The organism is Pseudomonas sp. TE3786, from assembly GCF_054057335.1.
Map to the genome: position 1 here is coordinate 69,013 of NZ_JBSRZF010000007.1, position 25,501 is coordinate 94,513.

19 protein-coding genes and 1 pseudogene are annotated in these 25,501 nt (G+C 60.5%); 9 read left to right on the plus strand and 11 right to left on the minus strand.

From position 1 onward, the window contains the following. Positions 1 to 40: 40 nt before the first annotated feature. Both ACVW0Y_RS10210 and ACVW0Y_RS10215 read right to left on the minus strand, forming a co-directional pair. A complete protein-coding gene (locus tag ACVW0Y_RS10210) occupies positions 41 to 871 on the minus strand; it encodes an aldo/keto reductase (RefSeq protein WP_457437983.1) in 831 nt (276 codons plus the stop codon). Between the two features lie 201 nt (positions 872 to 1,072). Then, positions 1,073 to 2,353 carry an OprD family porin gene (locus ACVW0Y_RS10215; RefSeq protein WP_457437984.1) on the minus strand — a complete coding sequence of 427 codons (1,281 nt, stop codon included), beginning with the start codon at positions 2,351 to 2,353 and terminating at the stop codon, positions 1,073 to 1,075. Between the two features lie 237 nt (positions 2,354 to 2,590). On the opposite strand from ACVW0Y_RS10215, the gene ACVW0Y_RS10220 reads away from it, so the two are divergent. Next, positions 2,591 to 3,472: a DMT family transporter gene (locus ACVW0Y_RS10220; protein ID WP_457437986.1), complete on the plus strand. Its 882-nt coding sequence runs from the start codon at positions 2,591 to 2,593 to the stop codon at positions 3,470 to 3,472. Positions 3,473 to 3,593: 121 nt separating this feature from the next. Here the strand turns inward: ACVW0Y_RS10220 and ACVW0Y_RS10225 are convergent, their stop codons facing one another. Beyond that, positions 3,594 to 4,934, minus strand: coding sequence for an MFS transporter (locus ACVW0Y_RS10225; RefSeq protein ID WP_457437988.1), 1,341 nt, complete (start codon positions 4,932 to 4,934; stop codon positions 3,594 to 3,596). Positions 4,935 to 5,516: 582 nt separating this feature from the next. Here ACVW0Y_RS10225 and quiC point away from each other — a divergent pair. Continuing rightward, on the plus strand, positions 5,517 to 7,442 hold the full coding sequence (gene quiC, locus ACVW0Y_RS10230) for a 3-dehydroshikimate dehydratase QuiC (protein WP_457437989.1): 1,926 nt from the start codon (positions 5,517 to 5,519) through the stop codon (positions 7,440 to 7,442). A gap of 103 nt (positions 7,443 to 7,545) precedes the next feature. Continuing rightward, positions 7,546 to 8,214 (plus strand): TetR/AcrR family transcriptional regulator, encoded by a 669-nt coding sequence (locus ACVW0Y_RS10235; protein ID WP_457437991.1) that lies wholly within the window; start codon positions 7,546 to 7,548, stop codon positions 8,212 to 8,214. A 112-nt stretch (positions 8,215 to 8,326) separates the two neighbouring features. On the opposite strand, the gene ACVW0Y_RS10240 is transcribed toward ACVW0Y_RS10235, so the two are convergent. The 5 genes from ACVW0Y_RS10240 to aroQ form a co-directional block, all read right to left on the minus strand. Next, a complete protein-coding gene (locus ACVW0Y_RS10240; RefSeq protein WP_457437992.1) occupies positions 8,327 to 9,343 on the minus strand; it encodes a TRAP transporter substrate-binding protein in 1,017 nt (338 codons plus the stop codon). A gap of 58 nt (positions 9,344 to 9,401) precedes the next feature. After that, the gene (locus tag ACVW0Y_RS10245; RefSeq protein ID WP_457437993.1) at positions 9,402 to 10,682 is read right to left on the minus strand and encodes a TRAP transporter large permease subunit; all 1,281 of its coding nucleotides are present in this window, start codon (positions 10,680 to 10,682) and stop codon (positions 9,402 to 9,404) included. Next, positions 10,682 to 11,206 carry a TRAP transporter small permease gene (locus ACVW0Y_RS10250; RefSeq protein WP_457437995.1) on the minus strand — a complete coding sequence of 175 codons (525 nt, stop codon included), beginning with the start codon at positions 11,204 to 11,206 and terminating at the stop codon, positions 10,682 to 10,684. Before ACVW0Y_RS10250 ends, ACVW0Y_RS10245 begins: the two co-directional genes overlap by 1 nt. Positions 11,207 to 11,279: 73 nt before the next feature. Continuing rightward, positions 11,280 to 12,134, minus strand: coding sequence for a shikimate dehydrogenase (locus ACVW0Y_RS10255; RefSeq protein WP_457437996.1), 855 nt, complete (start codon positions 12,132 to 12,134; stop codon positions 11,280 to 11,282). 2 nt (positions 12,135 to 12,136) lie between these two features. Further along, entirely contained in the window at positions 12,137 to 12,577 is a 441-nt protein-coding gene (aroQ, locus tag ACVW0Y_RS10260) for a type II 3-dehydroquinate dehydratase (RefSeq protein ID WP_457437998.1), read from the minus strand. Between the two features lie 524 nt (positions 12,578 to 13,101). Between aroQ and ACVW0Y_RS10265 the strand changes: the two genes are divergently transcribed. The 3 genes and pseudogenes from ACVW0Y_RS10265 to ACVW0Y_RS10275 all read left to right on the plus strand — a co-directional run bounded on the left by ACVW0Y_RS10265 (position 13,102) and on the right by ACVW0Y_RS10275 (position 17,464). Continuing rightward, on the plus strand, positions 13,102 to 15,321 hold the full coding sequence (locus ACVW0Y_RS10265) for an endo-beta-N-acetylglucosaminidase (protein ID WP_457438000.1): 2,220 nt from the start codon (positions 13,102 to 13,104) through the stop codon (positions 15,319 to 15,321). Positions 15,322 to 15,520: 199 nt separating this feature from the next. Next, positions 15,521 to 16,606 (plus strand): annotated as a pseudogene (locus ACVW0Y_RS10270) (methyl-accepting chemotaxis protein); the annotation flags it as partial. Beyond that, positions 16,601 to 17,464, plus strand: a complete 864-nt coding sequence (locus ACVW0Y_RS10275) for a methyl-accepting chemotaxis protein (RefSeq protein ID WP_457438196.1) — start codon at positions 16,601 to 16,603, stop codon at positions 17,462 to 17,464. The pseudogene ACVW0Y_RS10270 and the gene ACVW0Y_RS10275, both read left to right, overlap by 6 nt. Positions 17,465 to 17,508: 44 nt before the next feature. Here ACVW0Y_RS10275 and ACVW0Y_RS10280 read toward each other — a convergent pair whose 3' ends face one another. Together ACVW0Y_RS10280 and ACVW0Y_RS10285 are read right to left on the minus strand one after the other, a co-directional pair. Then, on the minus strand, positions 17,509 to 19,458 hold the full coding sequence (locus ACVW0Y_RS10280; protein WP_457438002.1) for a DUF2207 domain-containing protein: 1,950 nt from the start codon (positions 19,456 to 19,458) through the stop codon (positions 17,509 to 17,511). A gap of 1 nt (position 19,459) precedes the next feature. Beyond that, positions 19,460 to 20,026, minus strand: coding sequence for a LemA family protein (locus tag ACVW0Y_RS10285; RefSeq protein ID WP_457438004.1), 567 nt, complete (start codon positions 20,024 to 20,026; stop codon positions 19,460 to 19,462). Positions 20,027 to 20,217: 191 nt separating this feature from the next. Here ACVW0Y_RS10285 and ACVW0Y_RS10290 point away from each other — a divergent pair, with 191 nt between their 5' ends. After that, complete coding sequence (locus ACVW0Y_RS10290; protein WP_457438005.1) at positions 20,218 to 20,445, plus strand: hypothetical protein; 228 nt, start codon at positions 20,218 to 20,220, stop codon at positions 20,443 to 20,445. 53 nt (positions 20,446 to 20,498) lie between these two features. Here ACVW0Y_RS10290 and ACVW0Y_RS10295 read toward each other — a convergent pair whose 3' ends face one another. Beyond that, the gene (locus ACVW0Y_RS10295) at positions 20,499 to 21,815 is read right to left on the minus strand and encodes a flavin-containing monooxygenase (RefSeq protein WP_457438006.1); all 1,317 of its coding nucleotides are present in this window, start codon (positions 21,813 to 21,815) and stop codon (positions 20,499 to 20,501) included. 204 nt (positions 21,816 to 22,019) lie between these two features. Between ACVW0Y_RS10295 and aspT the strand changes: the two genes are divergently transcribed. Together aspT and ACVW0Y_RS10305 are read left to right on the plus strand one after the other, a co-directional pair. After that, positions 22,020 to 23,711, plus strand: coding sequence for an aspartate-alanine antiporter (aspT, locus tag ACVW0Y_RS10300; RefSeq protein ID WP_457438007.1), 1,692 nt, complete (start codon positions 22,020 to 22,022; stop codon positions 23,709 to 23,711). Between the two features lie 156 nt (positions 23,712 to 23,867). Beyond that, the gene (locus ACVW0Y_RS10305) at positions 23,868 to 25,226 is read left to right on the plus strand and encodes a methyl-accepting chemotaxis protein (protein ID WP_457438009.1); all 1,359 of its coding nucleotides are present in this window, start codon (positions 23,868 to 23,870) and stop codon (positions 25,224 to 25,226) included. Positions 25,227 to 25,501 lie beyond the last annotated feature (275 nt).

Genomic DNA, 25,501 nt, shown 5'->3' on the forward strand with positions numbered 1-25,501 from the left:
GCTCTCGTAGGGGCGGCTTCAGCCGCGAGCTGTTGATCGGTTAATCCCAAGCCGGCGCAAACGCCGGATTCACAATCCGCACATCCTTGCGCAATGCGGCAATCGCTGCGCGATCCTCGTCGTCCAGTTTGACCTTCAATGCCTCCAGGTTGGCCTGCTGGTTGACCGCGCTATTGGACTTGGGAATCGCCGCCACGCCGTCCTGTTCCAACACCCAGCCCAAGGCGATCTGACTCGGCAGCACGCCATGTTTTTTGGCGATGCATTGCACGGTTACGGTGTCCGCGCCCTGGCCGCGCGCCAGTGGTGTGTAGGCGGTCAGCGCCATGCCGTGCTGACGGGCAAATTCCAGGACCGGCTGCTGGTTCAACAGCACGTGGTATTCCACCTGCACCACCGACAGCGGTGCGCCCAGTTCGACCACGGCGCGGGTGAGCTGGGCGACGTTGAAATTGGCCACGCCAATCTGCCGCGCCTTGCCTTCTTCACGCAGCGCCATCAGGGTTTCGATGCTGCGCTCCAGGCTCCAGCCTTCGTTGGTATTGCCCGGCCAGTGAATCAGAAACAGATCCAGGCAATCGTCGCCCAGTGCTTTGCGGCTGGCATCCAGGGATTGGCGCATCGCCTGGGGTTCGAGCTGGTCGTGCCAGACCTTGGTGGTGACGTGGAGCTGCTCACGGGGGATGGCGGTCTGCGCCAGGGCTTTGCCGACCGCGGCTTCGTTGTCGTACGCGGTAGCGGTGTCGATATGCCGATAGCCGAGGTCCAGCGCTTGCTCGACCAGACGCGTGCAGTCATCGCCCAGCATCCGCCAGGTGCCCAGGCCGACTTTTGGAAGGTGCAGGCCGGTGCGGGTGGTGATGGATTGCATAAGGAGGCTCCCTGTGGGGTGGGTGTGGGGGTTGGACTCTACAGCGTTGTGTGCGTTCGCAATCACCACCGCCGATGCGGGATGACGGGTGTTTTTGCATAAAAAAGCCCGTCACGGGGACGGGCTAAAGGTATTCACGCACAAGGAGTAAAGCCAGACCATAGGTTGAGCGCAGCGCAGCCCAACGCAGCCTTCAAATCGCTACAGCAACGAAATCGGATAGCTGACGAAGATGCGGTTCTCGTCGAACTCGTTGGTGCTGTAGTCGCGGCGGATGCTCGCGTTGCGCCACTTGAAGTTGAGGCTCTTGAAGGTGCCGCTCTGCACGGTGTAGGCCAGCTCGGACTCGCGGCCCCACTCCTTGCCATCGGTGATCGCGCCGGTGTGCACGTTGTCACCGCTGATATAGCGGTTCATCAAGGTCAGACCCGGCGCGCCGACGGCGGTGAAGTTGTAGTCATGACGCAGCTGCCAGGATTTTTCCTTGGCGTTGTCGTAGCTGGAGTTGTAGCTGTCGTTGGCCAGGGTGCCGCCGCTGGTGCCGTTGACGCGCATCCAGGCGTTGTCGCCACTGACTTTCTGCAGGCCGACATAGAAGGTGCTGCCACCGTATTTGGCCGAGAGCAGGGCGAAGCCGGTTTTGTTGTCCAAGTCGCCGGCCAGTTGGCTGCCATCTTCCTTGCCGATGAAGTAGCCGAGGTTGGCACCCAGGGTTACATCACCCACCGGCTGGCTGTGCAGCACGTTGAAATATTGCTGCTGGTAGATATCTTCCAGCTCGGCGTACCAGAGGCCGACGGTGGTGCGTTTTTCGTTGAAGTTGTACTCACCGCCGCCGAAGTTGAAGCGGTCGGAAAGCACCGCCGCACGGCCGTTCATGGACATGTCTTCCATGCTCGCATCGTTACGCGGGCTGTTCTGCCGGAACTGGCCGCCGTACAGGGTCAGGCCGGTGATTTCCTGGGAAGTCACCTGACCGCCGCGGAAGGTTTGCGGCAGCGAGCGGCCATCGTCGGAACGCAGAATCGGCAGCACCGGCATCCATTCGCCGATCTTCAATTCGGTATTCGACAGCTTGGCCTTGGCGGCTACGCCCAGGCGGCCGAAGTTGTCGGCTGGGCGGCCGTCGTCATGGATCGGCAGCAGTTGGCTGCCGCCAGTGCCTTTACCGCCATCGAGTTTCTGCGAGTACAGACCCAGCACGTCCACGCCAAAGCCCACCGGGCCCGGGGTATAGCCGGATTTCACATCGAGAATGAAGTTCTGCGTCCATTCCTCGGCCTTGTTCTGCGGGTTGGCAGCACTGGGGTAGGCCGGGTTGGTGAAGTTACGGTTGAAGTAGGCGTTGCGCAGGTTCAGCGTGGCCTTGGTGTCGTCGAGAAAACCTTCGGCGTGGCTGAATTGGCTGAAACCGGCAACGGCCAGAGCGATCAAAGCGGGAACAGGGCGCAACGAGCCCTTGGAGCGCGAGGTATGCAGCATCGAAGTAGACCTTTTTTGTAGTTGTTGGTCATCGGAAGCGCCGCCGGGCGGCGTTCAATGTGAGAGGCATAGTGGAAGTAGTAACTAAACGGTTCAATTCGATAATCGCCATTTTGTGCGTTTATCGAACACTAATTAACCAGGTGGTACATTCGTCCGCCGCAGTACCAGGCCCTATAGTCCAGAGGTCTGTAAGCTGTTTTTATTTTTGCCAAGCCCGTCTTTTTTGAGAAACGCATGAGTCTGCCCAGCTCCCCGCTATCGACTGTCCAGCAACCTTTTCGCGGCATTCTGCTGATTCTGCTGGCCACCTTTCTGTTCGCCACCCACGACGCCCTGTCCAAGTACCTGTCCGGTTTCTATCCGGTGGTGATGGTGGTGTGGGCACGTTACGTGGTGCACACCCTGCTGATGGCCGGGATCTTCCTGCCCCAGTCGGGCCTGCGTGTGCTGCGCAGCAAGCGCCCCGGGCTGCAAGTGCTGCGGGCGGTGTGCCTGCTGGGTACCAGCCTGTTGTTCACCACCGGCATTCGCTATATCCCGTTGGCCGAAGCCACGGCGGTGAACTTTCTCGCGCCATTGCTGGTGACCGCGCTGTCGGTGCCGCTGCTCGGTGAGCGGGTCAGCAAAGGCCAGTGGGCCGCGGTGTTGGTGGGCTTTTCCGGGGTGCTGGTGATCGTCCATCCCGGGGGTGAATTGTTCACCCCGGCGGTGTTGCTGCCATTTGGCTCGGCCCTGTGTTTTGGCGTGTACCAGATACTCACGCGCATCCTCGCCACGGTGGATAGCCCGACCACCAGCAACTTCTTCGCCGGCCTGTGCAACACCTTGCTGGTCAGCCTGTTGGTGCCGTTTTTCTGGCAAGTGCCGACCTGGGGCCACGCCTTGCTGATGATTGCCCTGGGCACCTGCGGGATGACCGCGCACCTGATGCTCACCCAAGCCTTCCGCTACGCCGCCCCGGCCTTGCTGGCACCGTTTGGCTACTGCCAGATCGTCTTCGCCGGCTTGTTGGGCTTTGTGGTGTTTAGCCATACGCCGTCGGCTAGCGCCCTGCTGGGCATCGCGGTCATCTGCTTGAGCGGCCTGGCGGCCGCCTGGTTTCAGAAGCGTCAATAGATCAAAAGCATCGCGGCTGAAGCCGCTCCTACGCATTGCACAATCCGTAGGAGCGGCTTCAGCCGCGATGCTTTTGCCGCTTAACAAAAAGGCCCTTCGGGGCCTTTTTGTTAAGCGGTGGTTAGGCCTGTTTCACTTCAGGAATCTTGCGTGGTGCCATGAAGTACAACCATGTGAGCGCGAGGAAATACATGGTCGGAATCAGCGTAAACAGCACGGCGTAGTTGTTGTTGGTAACGGTCAGCACGTAGCCGACGATCTGCGTCATAAACATGCCGCCGATGGCTGCGCACATGCCGCCGAAGCCAAACACCGTGCTCATCATGTGCTTGGGGGTGAAGTCCATCACCAGGCTCCAGATGTTGGCGGTCCAGGCCTGGTGCGCACCGACACCCAGGGCGATGGCCAGTACGGCGATCCACAAGCCGCTGGCGTGCGCGGCGAAGATCACGCCGATGATGGCGCAGGCGCAGATCAGCATCGACAACAGGCGCGCCTTGATCGGGTTCATGCCACGGCCGATCAGCCACGAGGACAACACGCCGCCACCAATGCTGCCGAAGTCAGCGGTAAGCCAGATCAGGATCAGCGGGATGCCCATCTGCGACACGCTGATGCCCAGGCTGTATTGCTGGTTGAGGAAGGGCGGCAGCCAGTACAGGTAGAACCAGAACACTGGCGCGGTCATCGAGAAGGCGATGGCAAAGGCCCAGGTGCCGCGCATGCGCAGGATTTCACGCAGCGGAACGCGGGCTTGCGCCGGTTCTACGTTGTGCTGGATATAGTCGAGCTCGCTCTGTTTGACGCTTGGGTGGTCCTCCGGGTTGAAGTATTTCAAGGCCCAGAACACCAGCCACACCGCGCCCAGCGCGGACATGCAGAGGAACACCGCTTGCCAGCCCCAGGCCACCAGAATCAGCGGTAGCAGGGCGGGAGTGAGCATGGCTCCGACGTTGGTGCCGGCGTTGAAAATGCCGGTCGCCACCGCGCGCTCGCCGGCCGGGAACCAGATCCGTGCGGTCTTTACGCAGGCCGGGTAGTTGGCAGCTTCGGTGAGGCCGAGGATAAAGCGGCAAACCATAAAGCCGACGGCCGAGGTGGCCAGGCCGTGAGCACCGGTGGCCAGGCTCCAGAGCAGTACGGCGAAGAAGAACGCGCGCTTGACGCCGACCCGGTCGATAAAGCGTCCCTGCAGCAGAAAGCCGATGGCGTAGCCGACCTGGAACCAGAAGTTGATGTTGGCGTAGTCCATCGCCGTCCAGCTCATCTTCTCGGCGAGTACCGGTTGCATTACGCCCAGTGCGGCGCGGTCGATGTAGTTCAGGGTGGTGGCAAAAAACACCAGGGCGAGCATGGCCCAGCGGGTTTTGCCCACGGCCATGGCACCGCGAATCTTGTCGCCGATACCGGCGTGGGGCGAAACGGTTTGCGCCGTTACGGGAGTGCTTTGGGACTGAATCATGGGTGTGGCCATCCGTTCTAAGACTGCGCGGGGCAATCAAGACATTAACTTGAGGCTGCGGGACTCAAGGCAGGCGGCTTGCGTGCGGACCGTTCGCCGAATTTCGGCGTGGCAGGCGGGTGCAGGCGGTGTCTGCGGCTAAGGGCGTATCAGCGGCGCAAGGCCGACCTGGACGCTGGCTGGGCGGGCAGAGGGCTGGCGAGAGGCGTGGTAATCAGCATGAGGGTGTACCTGTTCTTGAAATTGTTATGGTCTTAAGCCGTGGGCTTTTCTGACTGGCAATCGCTCGGCATCGGCCATTGGGTAACGGCATGCACGGCAAGATGAGCGATGCAGCGATTGCAAGGTGAGGCCGATGTTGGCCACTGGCGAAAAAATCGTCAATTCGATAAACGGCCAATTGGTCGATAATCGAACACAAAACTAACCAGTTGGTACAAAAGTCTTTTCGCATTAAAGCCGATGGCGAATACTCCATGCACCCTGATTCGCATCGTGCGTCTGCTTATTTATAGCCATTGCCGCCGATGCCCCGATACGCCGCCCCCGCAAAGGCGCGCCAACAAAAACAGGAGCTGAAGCATGCAGCGTTCGATCGCCACCGTTTCCTTGAGCGGTACCCTGCCGGAAAAGCTTGAAGCCATTGCCGCCGCCGGTTTCGACGGGGTGGAAATCTTCGAAAACGACTTGCTCTATTACGCCGGCAGCCCGCGGGAAATCCGCCAGATGTGCGCCGATCTGGACATCGCCATAACCTTGTTTCAGCCGTTCCGCGATTTTGAAGGCTGCCGCCGCGACCGCCTGGCGCGCAACCTGGATCGCGCCGAACGTAAATTCGATTTGATGCAGGAGCTGGGTACCGACCTGGTTCTGGTCTGCAGCAACGTGGCCGCCGACTCCCTCGGCGATACGCAGATTCTGGTCGACGACTTGCGCCTGCTCGGCGAGCGCGCCGGGGTTCGTGGCTTGCGTATCGGCTACGAAGCGCTGGCCTGGGGCCGCCATGTAAATACCTATCAGCAGGTCTGGGACATCGTTCGCCAGGCCGACCACAGCGCCGTCGGCGTGCTGCTCGACAGTTTCCACACCCTGTCGCTCAAGGGTGATCCGGCCGCCATCGCCGAGATTCCCGGTGACAAGATCTTCTTTGTGCAGATGGCCGACGCACCGATTCTGGCCATGGATGTGCTGGAGTGGAGCCGGCATTTCCGTTGCTTCCCGGGGCAGGGCGAATTCGATCTGGCGGGCTTTCTGGCACCGATCATATGCAGCGGTTACAGCGGCCCGTTGTCGCTGGAAATCTTCAACGACGGTTTCCGCGCTGCGCCGCCACGGGCCAATGCCGCCGACGGTTTGCGCTCCTTGCTCTACCTCGAAGAGAAAACCCGCAATCTGCTCGAACGCCAGACTGCGGAAGGAACCATCCCCGCGCTGCCGGCTGCCAGCCTGGACATGCTGTTTTCGCCGCCGGCGGCCAGTCGCTACGACGGTGTCGAGTTCGTCGAGTTCGCCATCGACGGCGAGCAGGGCACCAAACTCGCCGGCTGGCTGGAGCGCCTGGGTTTTGCCCGCGCCGGCCAGCATCGCTCCAAGGACGTCAGCCTGCTGCGTCAGGGCGATATCAATATCGTGCTCAACGCCGAACCCTATTCCTTTGCCCACAGCTTCTTCGAGGCCCATGGCCCGTCGTTGTGCGCCACGGCCTTGCGGGTCAAGGACAGCCATAGCGCCTTCGAGCGTGCGCGGGAGTTCAAGGGCCAGCCGTACCGTGGCCTGGTCGGCCCCAACGAGCGCGAGATTCCCTCGGTGCGGGCACCGGATGGCAGCCTGATCTATCTGGTGGGCGAGGCTGAAAAAGGCCTGTACGACAGCGACTTCATCCTTAATGCCAACGCTGCGCCCACCGGCAATCTGCAACGTATCGACCATATGGCCATGGCCTTGCCGGCCGACAGCCTGGACAGCTGGGTGCTGTTCTACAAGGCGCTGCTCGACTTCGAAGCCGACGATGAGGTGGTACTGCCCGACCCCTATGGTCTGGTGAAAAGTCGCGCCCTGCGCAGCCGCTGCAGCTCGGTACGCTTGCCGCTGAATATCTCGGAAAACCGCAACACCGCGATTTCCCATGCGCTGTCCAGTTACCGCGGTTCCGGCGTGCACCATATCGCCTTTGCCTGCGACGACCTGTTTGCCGAGATCAACCGCGCCAAGGATGCCGGCGTGCCGTTGCTGGATATCCCGCTGAACTACTACGACGACCTTGCTGCACGCTTCGACTTCGATGACGAATTCCTCAGCGAACTGGCCTATTACAACGTGCTGTACGACCGCGACGCCCAGGGTGGTGAGCTGTTCCATGTGTACACCGAGCCGTTCGAAGGGCGCTTCTTCTTCGAGCTGCTGCAGCGCAAAAATGGCTATGTGGGCTACGGTGCGGCAAACGTCGCCGTGCGCTTGGCTGCAATGGCCAAGGTCCGCAGCGGATCGAGCCGCCAAGCCCGTTTGTAATCCAGAAAGCCCGGCGTCGAAATCTTCTCGGCGCCAGGCTTTCTTCGGACCCCGGCCAGGACCATAATCGCCGCTACCTTGCCTATCTGGCCGTGAGCCTTGTATGACCCTTATCCAAGAACTTCCCGAGGAGCTACCGGAAGCCCCTCGCAAAAGTCGCAAGAACAATCCGGAAAAGACTCGCGAAAATATCTTGCAGGCGGCCATAGCCGAGTTCGTCCAGCAGGGGCTGTCCGGTGCCCGGGTGGATGCCATCGCCGAGCGCACCCACACCTCCAAGCGGATGATTTACTACTACTTCAACAGCAAAGAGCAGCTCTACGTTGAAGTGCTGGAAAAGCTCTACGGCGATATCCGCCGCACCGAGGCGCAACTGCACCTGGCCGAGCTGGAACCCTTTGAAGCGATTCGCCGGCTGGTGGAATTCACCTTCGACCACCACGACCGCAACGTGGATTTCGTGCGCATCGTCTGCATCGAAAACATCCACAACGGGGCCAACGTCAAACAGTCGCCGACCATCCGTTCCCTAAGCCACAACGTGCTCAACCTGCTGGACGAAACCCTGCGCCGTGGCGAAGCCGCCGGGCTGTTCCGCCCGGGCCTGCAAGCCATCGACATGCATCTGTTGATCAGTTCGTTCTGCTTTTACCGGGTGTCCAACCGCCATACCTTCAGCGAGATCTTCCAGATCGATTTGCCGGACGAGCAGGTGAAGCTGCGGCACAAACAGATGATCTGTGATTCGGTGTTGGCGTATTTGCGCAAGTAATGAGGTTTCCAGGGAGACTGCATGTCCTCGTAGGAGCGGCTTCAGCCGCGAGCCCTGGAAAAGAAGAATAAAAAAAACGGCCCGCAAAGGCCGTTTTTTATGCCGCCGAAAATCAGTTACTGGCGCGCACCTTCTCCACCGAGTCGTACATGGCCTTGACCAGCGCCGGGTCCATGTCTTTGGAGAACTGCGCGATCACCGGTTTTACCTTCTCGCGGAAGCGGTCCATCTCGGCCGGTGAAACGGTATTGGCCTGCATCTCTGCAGACAGTTCCTTAAACGCCGCATCCTGAGCGGCGGCGGTAATTTCACGTTGGTACGCGGTGGCCTCTTTGGCAGCCGCGGTAATCACCGCCTGCTCCTCGGCATTCAACTTGCCCCAGCTTTTCGCGCCGATCACAAAGGACTGCGGGTTATAGATGTGCTGAGTCACGCTCAGGTATTTCTGCACTTCGTTGAACTTGCTGCCTTTGATTACGGTGAAGGGGTTTTCCTGGCCATCCACGGTTTTCTGTTCCAGGCCGGTATACACCTCAGGGAACGGCATCGGCACCGGGTTGGCGCCCAGGGCCTTGAAGGTTTCCAGGTAGATCGGCGACTGAATCACGCGCACCTTCAGGCCCGCCATATCTTCCCATTTGGTCACCGGGGTTTTGCTGTTGGTCAGGTTGCGAAAGCCCAGGTCCCAGTAGCCCAGACTCAGCAGGCCTTTGCTTTCCAGGCGCTTGGCCAGCTCCTGGCCCACCGGCCCGTCGATCACGGCTTGGGCTTCCTGGGTGCTGTTGAACAGGAACGGGAAGTCGAGCAGGGCGAACTCCGGAACCTGGGCGGCGAGAATGCCGGAGTTGAGCACGGTGAGGTCCAGGGTCGAGCCTTGCAGCGAAGAGACGGTCTGCAAGTCGCCGCCGAGTACGCCACCGGGGAACAGGCGCACGGTGATTTTGCCGCCGCTCTTTTCTTTCACCAGGTCGGCAAACTTCTGCGCGCCCTGGCCCTGTGGGTGTTCCTTCACGTTCTGGAAGGCAAAGCGCAGGGTGTGTTCGCCAATCTCGGCCTGGGCCGTCATGCCGTTAAACAGCAGGCCCGCAGCGCAGGCGGAGGTCAGCAGGGGTTTCAGCCATTTTTTCATTGTTAGTGCTCTCCATTGTTGTTGTTTGAATCGTGAGACTTCTATTGCTGACCGGCGCTTAGCCGGTGAAAAACTTCAGGGGGACCAGAACCAATTGCGGGAATATCACCAGCAACGCCAGGACGATCAGTTGCGCCAGCAGGAAAGGCCAGACGCCACGGACGATTTGATCGATGCGCAATTTGGCAACACCACAGACCACGTTGAGCACCGTGCCCACTGGCGGCGTGATCAGGCCGATCGAGGTGTTCACCAAAAACAGCACGCCGAAGTACACCGGGTCGATGCCGGCCTGGATCACCACCGGCATCAGTACCGGCGTCAGAATCAGGATGGCCGGGGTCATGTCCATGACCATGCCCACCGCGATGATCAACAGCATGATCATCACCAGCAGGAGGGTGGGCGAATCCAGAAACGGTTGCAGCACGTCAGCCAGTTGGCCGGGCAGGTCGGCGATAGTCACCAGCCAGGACGAGACCATGGCCGCCGCTACCAAGAGCATCACCACCGAGGTGGTTTTCGCCGCTGACAAAACCACTTCATACAACTGGCTGAGTTTCAGTTCGCGGTAGACAAACAACGACACCGCCAGGGCATACACCGCCGCAACAACGGCCGCTTCGGTTGGGGTGAAAATGCCGAATTTGAGGCCGAAGATGATGATCAGCGGCAGGCCCAGCGCCCAGCTGCCATCGAGCAGGGTTCTGATGATTTCGGCACGACTGCGTTTGGGGGGTGTTGCCACATTTTCGCTGCGTGATACGAACCACCAGGCCACCGCCAGTGACATGCCAAGGAGAATGCCTGGCACGATGCCGGCCAGGAACAGCTTGGAAATGGATACGCCAGAAGCCACGCCGAACACGATAAAACCGATGCTGGGCGGAATGATCGGTGCCAGGATGCCGCCCGAGGCGATCAAGCCTGCTGCACGTTCACGGTTGTGTCCGGCCTGCACCATCATCGGAATCAGCAGCGCCGACAATGCCGCCGCATCAGCTACCGCCGAGCCGGACAAGGATGCCAATAGGCACGAGGCGATGATCGCCACATAACCCAGACCACCGCGCTTGTGCCCGACCAGGGCCATGGCGATGTTGACGATGCGCCGCGACAGACCGCCGGCGTTCATGATCTCGCCAGCCAGCATAAAGAACGGCACTGCCAGCAGTGGGAAGCTGTCGGCACCATTGAGCAGGTTTTGCGCCACGATCTGGGCGTCGAACAGGTCCAGCTGCCACATCAGCACCACGCTGACCAACAGCAAGGCAAAGGCAATCGGAATACCCAGGGCCATGGTGCCGAGCAGGGTGCCGAGAAAGAGGATAAGGGTCATCAGTGGTTACCCCCATTGGCGGGCACATGGACCGATTCGATTTCCGGCTTGCCCTGCGGCAGGCGTCCGCGCAACGCCAGCAGCAGTTCACCGGCAATGATCGGGATAGCCGTGGCGCCGAACAGCACGCCAATTCCATAGAACCATGCCATCGACAGACCGGAGGCGGGCGCGACCACATCAAGGTTGATCCGCGCCTGCTGCCAGCTGCCGCTGAGCACCAGCCAGGCGATATACAACATCAGCACGTGGCCGATGCTCAGGCACAGATTGCGTGCGGGTGCGGGGAGTTTTTTGATCACCAGGTCGAGACCGAGGTGACCGCGTTCGCGCAAGGCAATCAGCGAACCGAGAAACACCATCAGCACAAACAGCCAGCGTGACAGCTCTTCGGAAAGGGTGATCCCGGAATTGAAGGCATAGCGCATGACGACGTTGCCAAACACCATCAGCACCATGCCGAGCATGCACAGCACGACGATCAATTTCAGAAGGCGAAAGTACAGATCGATCATTTTTGTCATTGTTGATCTCGCAAGGCTGGCCGATGGAATAAACCCCGGGCGCCATTTTTTATTGTTGAGTGTGTACTGCCGGTTACGCGGTCATTCCTGTGAAGTGCTCTTGCATACGCTGGGCATCGGCAGCTACGCCGCTGAACAGCTCGAACGCTTTTACCGCTTGGAATACGGCCATGGTGCCACCGTCCAGGGTGCGGCAACCGAGGGCGCGGGCTTCGCGCAACAGCTCGGTTTCCAGCGGGAAATAGACAATCTCGGCCACCCACAGCGCGGCGCGTAGCAGCTCTTTGGGCACCGGCATACCGGGCAATTTGGCCATGCCCATGGGGGTGGTGTTGACCAGCCCGTCGGCATAGGCCATGGCGCTGGCCAAGTCGCTGCCCGCCTGGGCGCGGTTACCGGGGAAGTGTTGATTGAGGTTGTCGGCCAAGGCCTGCGCGCGGCTGGCATCGACATCAAAAATGCTCAGCTGCTGCACGCCTTCAATCAGCAGGGCGTGGGCCACTGCCGCCCCCGCACCGCCGGCACCCATCTGCACCACACGCTGACGCGCCACATCGTTCAGACCGCGGCGAAAGCCTTCGGCAAAACCCAGGCAGTCAGTGTTGTGGCCGATACGTTTACCGTCCTGGAACACCACGGTGTTCACCGCGCCAATGCCGCTGGCTTCCGGCGACAGTTCGTCAAGCAACGGAATCACCGCCTGCTTGCATGGAAAGGTGATGTTCAGGCCGGTAAAGCCGGTGCACTGCGCAGCGCTGAGCAGGCCAGGCAGATCGTCGAGGCTCATCTGCAGCGCATCGAGGTCGATCAGCCGATAGAGGTAGCGGATGCTCTGCGCATCGCCTTCGTGTTCATGCAGGGCCGGGGTGCGTGAGGCCTGGATACCGGAGCCGATCAGGCCGGCCAGAATGCTGCGGGGCGTGGACATGGTCAGGCCTTCAACAGATGGGCGAAATGTTCGATGGCCATGCGGTAGCCATTGCTGCCAAAACCGGCGAGCACAGCGACGGCGATGCCGGACACATAAGAGTGATGACGGAATTCTTCGCGCTTGTGCACGTTGGACAGGTGCACCTCGATCACCGGCAGTTCGCTGGCCACCAGGGCGTCGCGGATGGCCACCGAGGTGTGGGTCCAGGCACCGGGGTTGATCACGATGCCGGCGCAGCGGCCACGACTGTGGTGAATCCAGTCGATCAACTGGCCTTCGTGGTTGGTTTGTTCGAACTCCACGGCGAAGTCCAGCGCGCTGCCGGTGCGGCGGCAGAGCTCGGCGATATCAGCGAGGGTTTCATGGCCGTAGGTGGCAGGCTCGCGGGTGCCGAGCATATTCAGGTTGGGGCCGTTGAGTACCAGCAGGGTACGAGGCATGGGGATTTCTCCGTTGTTATTGTCGGTTTGGCGGCGATGACCGCAAACGCTTCGGGAGAAAATGTACTAACTGGTTAATTAGGTCAACTGGGTAAATGGCCGGCAAGGCGTGAACGGGCACCGGCGAACCCTCCTCTGGTAGCCACACACGCCCCTGCAGCGCGGAATTCAGCAGCGGGCAAGGAAAAAAGCGCATCGATAAAATCTGTTCGATTATCGGCCGCTGTTACGGCTGCCCAGAAAATAGAAAGAGGAGGTATCAGTAAATAAGTGTCGCGCCCGGCGGTACGAAATTATGTTTTTTTAATGGATTGTGGAGCGGGGGTTTGTGTGACTTGTCTTGTCTTAAATAAAATCTTTTTGAAAAATGCGTACTTATGTAATCGATAGACTAATGGGGCTGTTTTGCAACCCCTTATTGGTGTGTATGAACGACTACGATCCAGTTGCGCTCGGAAATTGAAACAGTGGTACTCAATGTGACGTCCGTGCGAACAACTCCACATGATATGGGGATCGTTATTATGCTTAAGCAGCGCGTGATTTCATTTCGTATCTTGCCGACTTTATTCAAGGTTTGTTTCGTCAGGCGCAGTTTGCTCAGTGTTTTATGTCTGCTGCTTTCTATTTATGGGATGGCCCAAGCGTCCACAAAACAAACGTATACCTGGTATTTGAATAAGCCGGTCAATGCGCTTAATACCTTTAAAAATCTGCGCGATGTCAACCCCGCTGTGGATTTCACTTCGGCCTATTTGACGCCAGCCAACCAACCCCTGGCGCCAGCCATGCACTATGTCTGGACGCGTGCGGAAGACAAAAACAACCAGACCAAGATCAGCCGCGATTACACCCTGATTTTCCGTGCCCGCGCTACGCTCGCCGCGATCCCGGATGTCATTGATGGGCCCGACAGGGTGCGGTTTTCGTATTGGCAATACATTCGCCGGTTCGTGTTTTTTGGCGGAAGTGCCCAGGGGGGAACTGTCCTGGCTCCGGACCCGCAATGGATCAATGAAGCGCATCAGCATTCGGTGGCTATTTACGGCACGGTATTTCTGGCACCCGTCGAGTTTGGCGGGGCACCAGAAGATTGTGCCACTTTGGCCACGTTTGATTCTCTGAAGAAATTGGCCGATATCGCCAAAAAGTTAAAGTTTGACGGATGGTTTCTTAATGTTGAAAGTGTGACGGGTGATCAGCGTGTGCGTTGCATGAACAGTATTGATCGCGTGCTGGAGAGCACAGATATCGTCGCCACCGGCGTCAAGTTTATAAAATATGTGCCGGGCACCGGTAGTCCGAAAGAAACCTGGGTAAATGACGACTCTATTGCTAACGTTACAGGCGTCTATGGTATTGAGGCGCACAATAACGGCGGGCATGTTTATTTAAATGACTGGGCGGTGAACAATGTCGATTTGCTGCGCCCTTTTTTGATGTTTGTTGATGAGCCTTACTGGGCAAATTTGCAGAGCAACGGTTATTTACTCAAGCCCGGCGAAGCTGTCTACGCGAAAGCTGCCTCTGACACGTTCTGGTACGGCGATAACGGTCTGGCTCAGACTTCGCTGATCAGCGATTTCCCGTGGAATGGAATGGCAGCGCTGGCCAAAGGATTTTGGGGGGAGGTGCAAGAGCCTGGCGAAGCCAGAGTCCCTACCGGGTTTATTGATCGTGATTTCGCCGGCCGCAGTAGCCCTATAGTCGATGGCGCGGTACGGCAAGATACCTCTTCGCTTTCAATCGATGATCGAACCTGGGTGCAAGCCTGTTTGCGCTTTGCACCGACCGTGTGTGCTCACTACTTCGATGCAACCGCCTATGTGGGCGACCAAATCAATGATCGGGGGAATGTCATCTGGCATATCAAGCGTGTGGATAAGCCAGTGTATCCGGTGCCCCTGCGGGTCTATCAGGACAGGAATTTCGAAGGGGATCAACGCGAGTACTACTACGCGACCGCGGCACCACTGGCCCTGAAGCTCGACGCGAATGGCGATTTTTCCAAAAGGATCACCTCGCTCAAGCTCGCGCCGGGATGGAAAGCGACCTTGTGTAACGCCAGCGCTGCGCAGACCTGCCAACACTTTTATGACGATACCTGGCAGGTACCGCACCAGGTCGACGACAGCTCAATGTTTCTGTCGCTGACCCCGGTGGCGGAACCGGCTGTCCCTCCCGTGCGGCTGTTCTTCAGTCCGCGTTATGCGCAAGAAGCCTGGTACCCCGGCGCCGGCACATACACCCATCCGGATCTACCTTTGCGCGGTGCTGACCAGCGCGTGCCGGCCCAGGCGCGCTATGGCATGTCATCGGCCAAAATCAAGGCGGGTTGGACTGTCCGGGCGTGCCTTAACGATCAGGCCAACACCTGTCAGAACTACTATGCGGACTCGCCCAATTTCCTTGCCGATACCCCGAACTATCAGGTGGCCGGGCCCATCCGCTTTAAAACCTACAGCGTTTCCGCGTTGGCGGCCGGGGCACCGGCCATGGTGGGCTACCGATATAAAAACCAGCAAGGACCCCAGGTTGCGGTTTATCCCAATCAGACGGTGGCGCTGCCCGCCGCCGTTACCACCATTGGCTCTTTGTGGGTGCAGCCCGGCTATTTGGCCAGGCTGTGTACCAGCCCCGGCGCGTCATCCTGCATTGAGCTGACAGGCTACCGCCCGGACCTTAGCGCTTACCGCTTCAGCGACCTATCGCCTCTCTACTTGTCTGTCAGAAAGCTGCAATAGGCTCGGTTTTCCTGCTCCATTTCTGCTGACTAAACATACGCCGCGGGCGAGGTGCCCTGAGGTCTTGGCGGCAGCGGAAATACTCCGGTTGGCCCCTTCAGGTTGTGCGGCTTAAGCCGATGCATAGCGTAGGATTCGACCTGTAACGACGTAGGTGGATGTCGTTGCTCTATCAGCAGTATTTCCGGAGACGTTGGCGATGTTTGGATGGCTTACTCAGACGCTGAGCAATATCAGCGTCGGCGCAAAACTGGCCCTCGGTTTTGCCTTGGTGCTGTTGCTGACCTTGCTGATCACCCTGTCTGGCTGGTTGGGGCTGAGCTCGGTGCTGGAGCGCGGCGACAAGCTGGCCGGCATTTCCAAATTGAACGCCATCGCCCGCGATGTGCGGATTACCCGCTTGGGCTACATGCTCAACAGCACGGACAGCAGCCGCAGCGCCGCCGTGCTGGAAAACCTCGACAAGCTGGATGCCGGCATTCAGGCCAGCCAGCAGCGATTGAGCATGCCCAGCGACCTGGCCCTGCTCAAGCAGGCCGCGGATGCCAGCAGCCAGTACCGTCAGACGTTCAACCAGATGACCCAGGCCGTTGCCACGCGTGAATCGCTGCGCGGGCAGTTCGGCAAGTACGCCGATGCGGCAATTGCCGAGCTGGCCGCAGTCAGCACTGCCGTGCATGGCGCAGAAGTAGCGCCGGAGAATGCCGAACAACATGAACAAGCGCTCGATGCGCTTATCGCCCAGGGGGCGCTGATCCAGAACGCGCGTTTCGAACTGCGCGGCTTTACCTACAGCGGCAAGAACGAGTTGCAGCCACCCGCCCTCGCGGCCATCGACCAGGCGCTGAGCAATCTCAAGCCGCTAGCCGAGAAGCTGACTGCCGAGCAGGCGGCCGGCTTGCAGAAAGTCGCCGAGGCCTTGAATGGCTACCGCGCCACCGTAGCCCAATTTGCCACGGCGCTGACCAGTATCAGCGCCGCGCAAGCCGGGCTGGATACCCAGGTCGCGCAGATTTTCGATGCCTGTACGCAACTCACCGTCAGCCAGAACGGCAAGCGCGATGCCGAAGAGCGCCAGGCAAAAACCATTCTCTTGGTGGCTTCGCTGGTGGCCGTGCTGCTGGGCATGGTCGCGGCACTGTTTATCACCCGGCAGATAGTCGGGCCGTTGAAAACCGTTCTACGCCGGGTCGAGCGCATTGCCTCGGGCGACCTCAGCCATGACATCGAAACCCGCCGTGGCGACGAGCTTGGCCAATTGCAAGCGAGCATGCAGCAGATGACCTTGGGCCTGCGCGAGCTGATTGGTGGCATTCGCGATGGCGTGACCCAGATTGCCAGCGCGGCGGAACAGTTATCTGCAGTGACCGAGCAGACCAGCTCCGGAGTCAACAGCCAGAAGGTGGAGACCGATCAGGTGGCCACCGCCATGCACGAGATGACCGCCACCGTGCAGGAAGTGGCGCGCAATGCTGAGGAGGCTTCCGAAGCCGCTAAAGGCGCTGACCAGGAAGCCCGCGATGGCGACCGCGTAGTGGGCGAAGCGGTGGCGCAGATCGAGCGTCTGGCGGTGGCGGTGGGTAACTCCACCGATGCCATGAACGGCCTGAAACGCGAAAGCGACAAGATCGGCAGCGTGCTTGACGTGATCAAGTCGGTGGCCCAGCAGACCAACCTGTTGGCCCTTAACGCCGCCATCGAAGCTGCACGCGCCGGCGAGGCGGGGCGTGGTTTTGCCGTAGTGGCCGATGAAGTGCGCAGCCTGGCCCAGCGCACCCAGCAATCCACCGAAGAAATCGAAGAGCTGATCAGCGGCCTGCAAAGCGGCACCCAGCAGGTGGCCACCACCCTGGAAAGCAGCCGTGATCTGACCGACAGCAGCGTCGAGCTGACCCGTCGTGCCGGAGCCTCACTGGGCAGCATCACCCGTACCGTGTCGGCGATTCAGGCAATGAACCAACAGATCGCCACCGCCGCCGAAGAACAGACCGCCGTGGCCGAAGAGATCAACCGCAGCGTGTTGAACGTGCGCGACGTGTCGGAACAGACCGCCGCAGCAAGTGAGGAGACGGCGGCATCAAGCGTTGAGTTGGCGCGCCTTGGTGGTCATCTGCAAAGCCTGGTTCAGCGTTTCCGCATCTAACGCCAGATCAACAGCCTCGATTCCTGCAAACGGCGATCAAGCGGTTACCAACCGCCCCCGCCGCCACCGCCACCACCCCCACCTGACGAACCCCCACCAGACGAGCTGCTGCTCGAACTGGAGCTGGAGCCCGAACTGGAGGACGGGCTGGGCGGTGGCGTCGAGGCGCTGCTGGCCGCCGCGACCAGGGCGCTGCTGAAGGCGCTCGGGGTGCTGAAGCGGCTGCTGTTGCGGTACCACTCGGGCTGATAGGTTGGCTCGCTCCACTGCACCACACCACTCTGAATGGCCGCGCCCAGGCGCGCGGTCCATTGCTGTTCGACGCCCAGCGCCATGGCATAGGGCAGGTGCCGTTCATACAGAGCAATGCTCATGGCGGGGGCATCGGCGGCCCTTGCCAGGCTGTCGCTTTCGGCCAGTTGCAGGTAATCGCGATAGCCTTCCAGCCCATCCAGGGTGGCGCGCCCTTCTACGCTCGGCGCTTCCAGCCAGCCACGGAACAGCCAGATCATCAGCACGATCAGCAGTACACACCCCGCCACATAGGGCGAGGTGTTGTTCAGCATCGCCACCGCCGTGCCCAGGCCGCCCAGGGCAAAGGGCAGGCCGAACAGAATCGGCACAATGCCGACGAAGCTTCTCTGGTTGCCGGTGATGGTGCGCCAACCGAACATCATCAGGCCGGCACCGACGGCGACGAAAATGATCGGGAACAGGGCGAACAGCATCACCGGATCACCCAACAGCCCCATGGCACCAAAGGCCAGCAATGCACCGAGCATTCCCAGGTACCAGGGCTTGCGGTTTTTGCTGAACAGCTTGTCGCCCCATTCGCTGAGTTTTTCGCTATGGGCCGACAGCGCATCGTTGAGGGCTGCCAGGTATTTGTTGCCTACCCGAATCTCGCTGGCACCGGTAAACAGATGACCGAACAGCGCGCGTTCGTGCGCCTGCGCGCCCTCGTCCAGTTCGCCTTTGCTGAGGATAAAGGCCGTGCTTTTCGGCGCGTCGGCGATACTCAGCGCCTTGCGCCGGGCCAGGTCGGTGATGGTCACGGTAAAGGCTTCGACGTCGCTGAAATCGCTGCTGAAACCCTGGTTCCAGACATAACCGGCACGGGCCGGGCTGACCTCGTTCGGCGCCTCGTAACGGGGAATGATCACGCCCTTGGCCGGGTCGCGACCGACCTGTAGCCAGCTGCGGTAGTAGTAGACGAACAGCCCGAGCACCGCGAGGATGCCGACCAGAATATTGAGGTTGTCCCACAGCAGGCGCACGCCGCGCTGGAAAGCATTCGGGCGTTTGACCAGGCCTGCCTGCCAGTCCAGGGCCACGGTAAAGCCCTCTTCGGCGGCCAGCGGCTGGGTGGTGGCCAGCTTCAGCACATTGCCGTCCTGGCTCAGCACCTGGTAGGCGCGACCGCTGCTGTTGCCGGAATACCCGGTGTAGCCGGTCATCTGCTGGATGCGCGCACCCTGCGGCAGTTCGATGGTGGCCGTGGCCTGGTAGATCGGGAACTGCCACTGGTTGCCAGTGAGATTCCAGTACAGCTGGTCCTTGTCGGCGCTGAAGTACAGCTGGGCATCCATGCGGTATTGCAGCTCGTACAGGTGCTGGCCGGGTTCGATAAATACTTCCGCCGAGCCCAGGCGGTAGCGCACGCCGTTGCTGATCTGTTCGCGCTGGTACGGCTCGTCGTGACCGTCGCGGCGCACGCTGAGCAGGGTGATCGGGGTCTTGCGCAGCAGCCCGCCGGGCAGGCTGTAGGTGGTAGGGATATCGCGGAAGATGCCGTGGCGAATCTGCTCGCCGTTGGCGGTGACCTGCAGGCGCTCGGTGATCAACAGGTCACCGCTGGGCTCGACCTTGAGGGTGATATCGAAGTGGTCGATACGCTCCGGGCCACCCTCGTCTGCCGCCAGGGCGTGACTTATGGGCAATAGCAGAAGGGCCTTGAGCAGCAGGCCCAGGGCGTAACTCAGTCTTCCGGACATCTCAAAACTCCATTTTTGGTGGCTGCGCCTGACGGTCATCGTCCAGGGAAAAATACGCCGCGCCGGTAAAGGCAAAGGCCTTGGCAATCAGGTTACTTGGCACCGACTCCACCAGTACGTTCAGCTCGCGTACTGCGCCGTTGTAGTAACGGCGGGCCATCTGGATATGTTCTTCAACCTCGCTAAGGTTGTGCTGCAGGTCGAGAAACACCGCATCGGCCTTGAGATCGGGATAGGCCTCGGCGCGGGCAAATAGAAGTTTCAAGGTGCTCGACACCTGGCTTTCCGCCGCGCCGCGGTCGACCGTGCTGCTGCTTTCTGCCCGCTGCGCCTGGCTGCGTTGTTCGCTAAGCGCGGCAAGGGTGGTGCTTTCGTAGGCCATATAGCTTTTCAGGCAGTCGACCAACTGCGGAATCAGGCTGGAGCGGCGCTTGAGCTGCACATCGATATCGCTCCAGGCCGCCGCTACCCGCGCCCGATTGAAAACCAGACGGTTGTAGCCATAGATCACCCCGCCGGCGAGCAGCACCACTGCTGCCGCCACGGCCCACACCATCACTCCCTGCATGCCATCACTCCCTGGTCGCGCTACGGCGCTTTTCTGGCCGGCGATGCTACGGCAAAACGCTGTCGGTTGCTTGGTTTGGGAAGGAGCCTACCCAGGCGTAAGGATGGTCGGGAATCGCCGGCGAGCCCTGCCGCGTAGGGTCGATCCCTTGAGTGCGCTCATTCGACGGGCGCGAAGCGGGAGGATGAGACGTGAACAAGATCGAAGGTTTTTTAGTGGTTTTTGGCTTGGTATTGGTGGCTTTAGCCACTGTGCTGTTGGTGTTTCAACACGCTCTGGCCGACTGTGTCGATTTGCTTGCCGGAGGCTGTCAGGAGGTTGGCTTCGCCTATGAAGCCGGCGGCAAGCTGGCACTGTTGTTGGGCTTTGTACTATTTCTTGCGGCCGCCTTGCACGGCCTGCTCAAGGGCAAACACTGAACGGCGTAGTGAAATTTGAAAGGGGGGGCTCGCACCATGAGTCCCCCTTTTTTTCAGCCGCTGATCTTGCGCTGCCCCGCATCACGGTAAGCCAGGTACTTACGCTGGGTGGCGATATGGTCGGCGATGATCTTGGCGTCGTGCCAAACCCCCCAGATAAAGGTCGAACCACGGCGTAACAGCCAGGGCAGGCCGAGGAAGTACACCCCAGGCTCGCTGGACACCCCGCGCTGGTGCTGCGGTTTGCCAGTGGCGTCGAACGCATTGACCTGCAGCCAGCTGTAGTCGACGGCATAGCCGGTGGCCCAGATGATCGAGGTCACCCCGGCCTCAGCCAGATTCAGCTGCAACAGCGGATTCGCCACGCACGCCGGTTCCGGCAAGAAGAAACGCGCTTCGGGTTCCTCCGGCAGATCGAGGCCGTTGCGGGCGATATAGGCGTCCGCCGCATCCAGCAATGACAAGTAGTTTTGGTCACCCGCGGCGAGGTTCTGCGCCAGGTCGGCTTTGAATTTCACCACGTTGCCGTCAAAGGAATCCGTCAGCCCCACCAGGGTGATACCCAGTTTGGCCAGGGCGCGGAAGTCGACGGTGTGCCCCCCACGGGCACCACTGACAGCGATGGTCACATGTTCTTTGCCCGGCTTGCTGGCCGGAGCATCCCACTCGCCGAGCACCCCCAGCCACCAGCAGAAATCGCGGTTGCGGTAGGCGCGCGGCGGGCGGTCATGGGCACCCACCGAGAGGTACACCTGCTTGCCGGCGCGCTGCAATTCATCGGCAATCTGCACCCCGGAGGAGCCAGCGCCCACCACCAGCACGGCCCCCTTGGGCAGCTGTTCAGGGTTGCGATAGTCGGCAGAGTGAATCTGGTTGATACCCAGCAGCTTTGGCGCAATCGGTGGAATCACCGGCTTCTGGAACGGGCCGGTGGCTGCCACCACGCGATTGGCCTCGAACACCCCTTGCGAGGTTTCCACGGTAAAGCCTGGGCGGTCGGCATTGCGGGTGACTTTCTTCACCTCGACACCAGTGCGAATCGGCGCGTTGAATTTTTCTGCGTAGGTCACGAAGTAATCGGCCACCTGCTCTTTGCCGGCGAAGGCGTCGGGCTCCATGCCTTCGAATTCCAGACCGGGGAAGCGGTCGTGCCACACCGGGCCGTTGGCCACCAGCGAATCCCAACGCCCCGAGCGCCAGGCTTCAGCGATGCGGCTGCGCTCCAGCACCAGGTGCGGAACGCCGAGGTTGGAGAGGTGTTCGCTGATGGCGATACCGGCCTGGCCTGCGCCAATCACGAGGGTGTCGATAGAGGTTGTTTCAACAGTCACAGCGGCGTCCTTCTGAAAGGCGATCGAGGCCTGGTCCATTTCGCACGGGCGGCGAAATGAGAGCGGCGATGGGCGCATTCTGTTCAGCCGCAGCCAATAGCGAAAATATGATTTATGTAGTCGCTGCCTAGGAAAAAGTTGCCCCGGCGCTGCGCGCCGCCACCCGCGCGCCACCCGCATGCAAAACGCCACCTATGCTGGAGCTACCGAGCGCGGAGTCGCTCCCTGGCGAAGGCCCCTTCCATGTACGAATTACTGGTTCAAACCCTGCGTGCTTCGCCGGAAATCGCGATTTTTCTGGCCATCTCCCTGGGCGTGTTGATTGGCCGCATTCATATCGGCAGCTTTCACCTGGGTTCGGTGGCGGGAGCGTTGCTGATGGGGCTGGTGATCGGCCAGATCGGGCTGGAAGTGCCGTCCATGGCCAAGTCGGTGTTCTTTGTGTTGTTCATCTATGCCGTGGGTTTCAAGAGCGGGCCGGAGTTCTTCGGCAGCCTCAATCGCGGCACGTTGAAGCTGGTGCTGCTCTCGGTGGTGCTGTGCGCCACGGCGCTGGGTTCGATCCTGGTGATGAATGCGCTGTTCCATTTCGACGCCGGTTTTACCGCAGGCTTAGGTGCCGGCGCACTGACTGACACGGCGATCATGGGCACCGCCAGCAGTGCGATCAACCAGTTGCCCCTGGACGCCGCTGCCAAAGCCCAGCTCAGCAGCCATATGGCGGTGGCCTACGCCATCACCTACCTGTTTGGCACTATCGGCCTGGTGGTGTTCGTCGGCAGCATTGCGCCGCTGTTGCTGCGTATCGACGTGCGCGAGTCTGCCCGCGAGCTGGAACTTGAACTGGGAATCGAGCGCGACGAAGACGCCATCACCGTGCCTTACACGCGCATTGTGGTGCGCGCCCATCAAGTGGCGGAGGGCGGCCAGGCCGATGGCAAAACTGTCGGCGCAATCGAAGCGCAGCACGACGGCTTGAGCATCGAGCGGGTGGTGCGGGGCGAGCAGGTGCTCGAGCGCGATCTCGGCCTGAGCTTGCAAGCCGGCGACATCGTTGGCGTGTATGCCATTCGCGAAGCGGTCGGCACCCTGGCGCAATGGCTAGGTGTGGAAATCGATCACCCGTTGGCGCTGTCCTTTCCCACCCGGAAGGTGGAGATAGTCCTGACCGCGCCCACCTTCGCCGGCAAAACCATTCACCAGATCAAACAGCTACTGGGCGATACCGGACGCCTGGGTTGTTTTGTGTCGGGCGTCACTCGCCAGGGACTGGACCTGCCGCCCTTGCCTGACACCGTGCTGCGCCGCGGTGACGTTATCAGCCTGACCGGCCGTACCGCCAGCGTCGAGGCGATTGCCGGGCGCCTGGGGCGGATCCGCGAAGCCAACTACCACAGCGATATCGCCAGCCACACCATGGGCATGGTGCTCGGCTCGTTGCTTGGTTTGCTGTCCACCCATATCGGCATGATTCCGGTGGAGCTGGGCGTCGGCGGCGGGGTGCTGGTGGCCGGGCTGCTGATTGGCTGGTTCAACTCCCGCCACCCGGAAATCGGCGCGCTGCCGCCCGCCGCGCAATGGGCATTCGCCGAGTTCGGCCTGACCGCCTTTGGCGCGGTGGTGGGGCTGCTGGCGGGCCCGGCGGCAATTACCGCGCTGCGGGAAAACGGCCTGGAAATTCTTCTGGCCGGCATGGTGGTGACCATCGTGCCGCCGCTGGTGACCCTGTATGTCGGCCGTTACCTGCTCGGCCTGCACCCTATGATTCTGCTCGGCGCCCTGGCTGGCGCGCAGACCGAAGCGGCGTCGATGAACAAGATCATCGACCAGTCCGGCAGCAGCACGCCGGTGATTGGGTTCACCGTGTGCTACGCCATTTCCAACGTGCTGCTGGCGGTGTGTGGGCCGATCATCGTGTTCGTCGTCGCGGGTTAGGGCACGTGTGCCGCTCATCTGCTGTTGCGGAAATACTTGTACATTCCTGCCCTGCTTGTACAATTTTTTGTTAGTGTCGCCTTGATGTCAGTCGGCCATTTTTCTGGCGTGTTTTGCCATTGCGCCATGGTCAGAATTCACTCGCGAGGTCACACGATGTTTTCCAAGAGTCTGAAGCTAGAGCTGGCAGCCAGGACGGCCGAAGTGGAAGGGTTCAAAGGATTGATGGCGGCTCTTGAGCGTTCCATGGCTGTGGTTGAGTTTGATCTGGACGGCCGCGTGCGGCGGGCTAACCAGAACTTCCTCGACACCCTGGGTTACCGCGCCGACCAGGTGGTTGGCAAAGAGCACCGCGAGTTCTGCACCGCCGCGCATGCCAACAGCAAGGAGTACCTCGACCTCTGGGCTTCGCTGCGCGCCGGCAAATTTGTCTCCGGCACCTTTCAGCGGGTGGCTGCCAACGGCCGCAAAGTCTGGCTGGAAGCCAGCTATAACCCGGTGCTCGACGGCAACGGCAAGGTAGTGAAAGTGGTGAAGTACGCCATGGACGTTACCGCCAAGGTGCTACGCGAAAGCGATATCCACGCCCGCCTGGCTGCCGTTGACCGGGCCATGGCGATCATCGAATTCGACCTCGAGGGCAATGTCCTCACCGCCAACGACAACTTCGTCCATGCCATGGGCTATGGCCTCAACGAGATCGTCGGCAAACCGCACCGCATATTCTGCGAGCCAAGCCTGGTCAACAGCGCCGAATACGCCGAGCTGTGGCGCGGCCTCAATCGCGGCGAAATCCGCGGCGGGCAATTCAAACGCCTGGCCAAACACGGTCGCGTGGTGTGGCTGGAAGCCACCTACAACCCGGTGTACGACGCTGACGGCAAATTGTGCAAAGTGGTCAAATTCGCCCGCGACATCAGCGAGCGCATCGAGAAACAAGAGCAGGACGCCCACAGCGCCGCGCGTGCTTACCATATCTCCGCTGAAACCGAGAAAGCCGCCGAGCACGGCACCGACGTTATCCAGCAAACCGCCCACGAAATGCGCCAGATCGCCGACAACATCGGCACCTCGGCCGCATTGGTCGCGCAACTGGGCGCGCGTTCCGAGCAGATCACCGCCATCGTCAACACCATTCGCGGCATTGCCGACCAGACCAACCTGCTGGCGCTTAACGCTGCCATCGAAGCGGCGCGGGCCGGCGAACAGGGGCGTGGTTTTGCCGTGGTCGCCGACGAAGTGCGCAGCCTGGCCGGCCGCACCAGCGGCGCCACCAGCGAAATCGCCGAACTGATCGGCCAGATCCTGCAACAAACCCGCGACGCCGTAGCGAGCATGACCCAGACCCAGGAAGTGGCGAACCACGGTGTGGAACTGGCCGACCAGGCCGGCGCCGTGATTGTGCAGATCAGAGATGGCGCCAGCGGCGCGGTGGAAGCAGTCAGCCGCTTCGCCGCCACCCTCGACGGCCACGATTCGACCGCCAAAGCCAAGCCGACAATGTCTCGCGCCTAAGATCAAAAGCATCGCGGCTGAAGCCGCTCCTACAGGGAGCCTGCGTGGGGGGAAGCTTTTGTTCTTGATCTACTCCACAACTCCACAACTCCAGATCGAGCGAGCTAGGTCTGGCAATCCTGGTCAGGCCGAGCAAAAAAGGGTTTTGAAGCGCAGTTGGCTGTAGCCAATGAGCATTCAAAACCCTTTTTTTAACGCCGCCAGACCGACGCGCAGCCTATCGACAGGCATAAAAAACCGGCTTGTGGTCGGTGTTTATAGATGTATAAGCAATT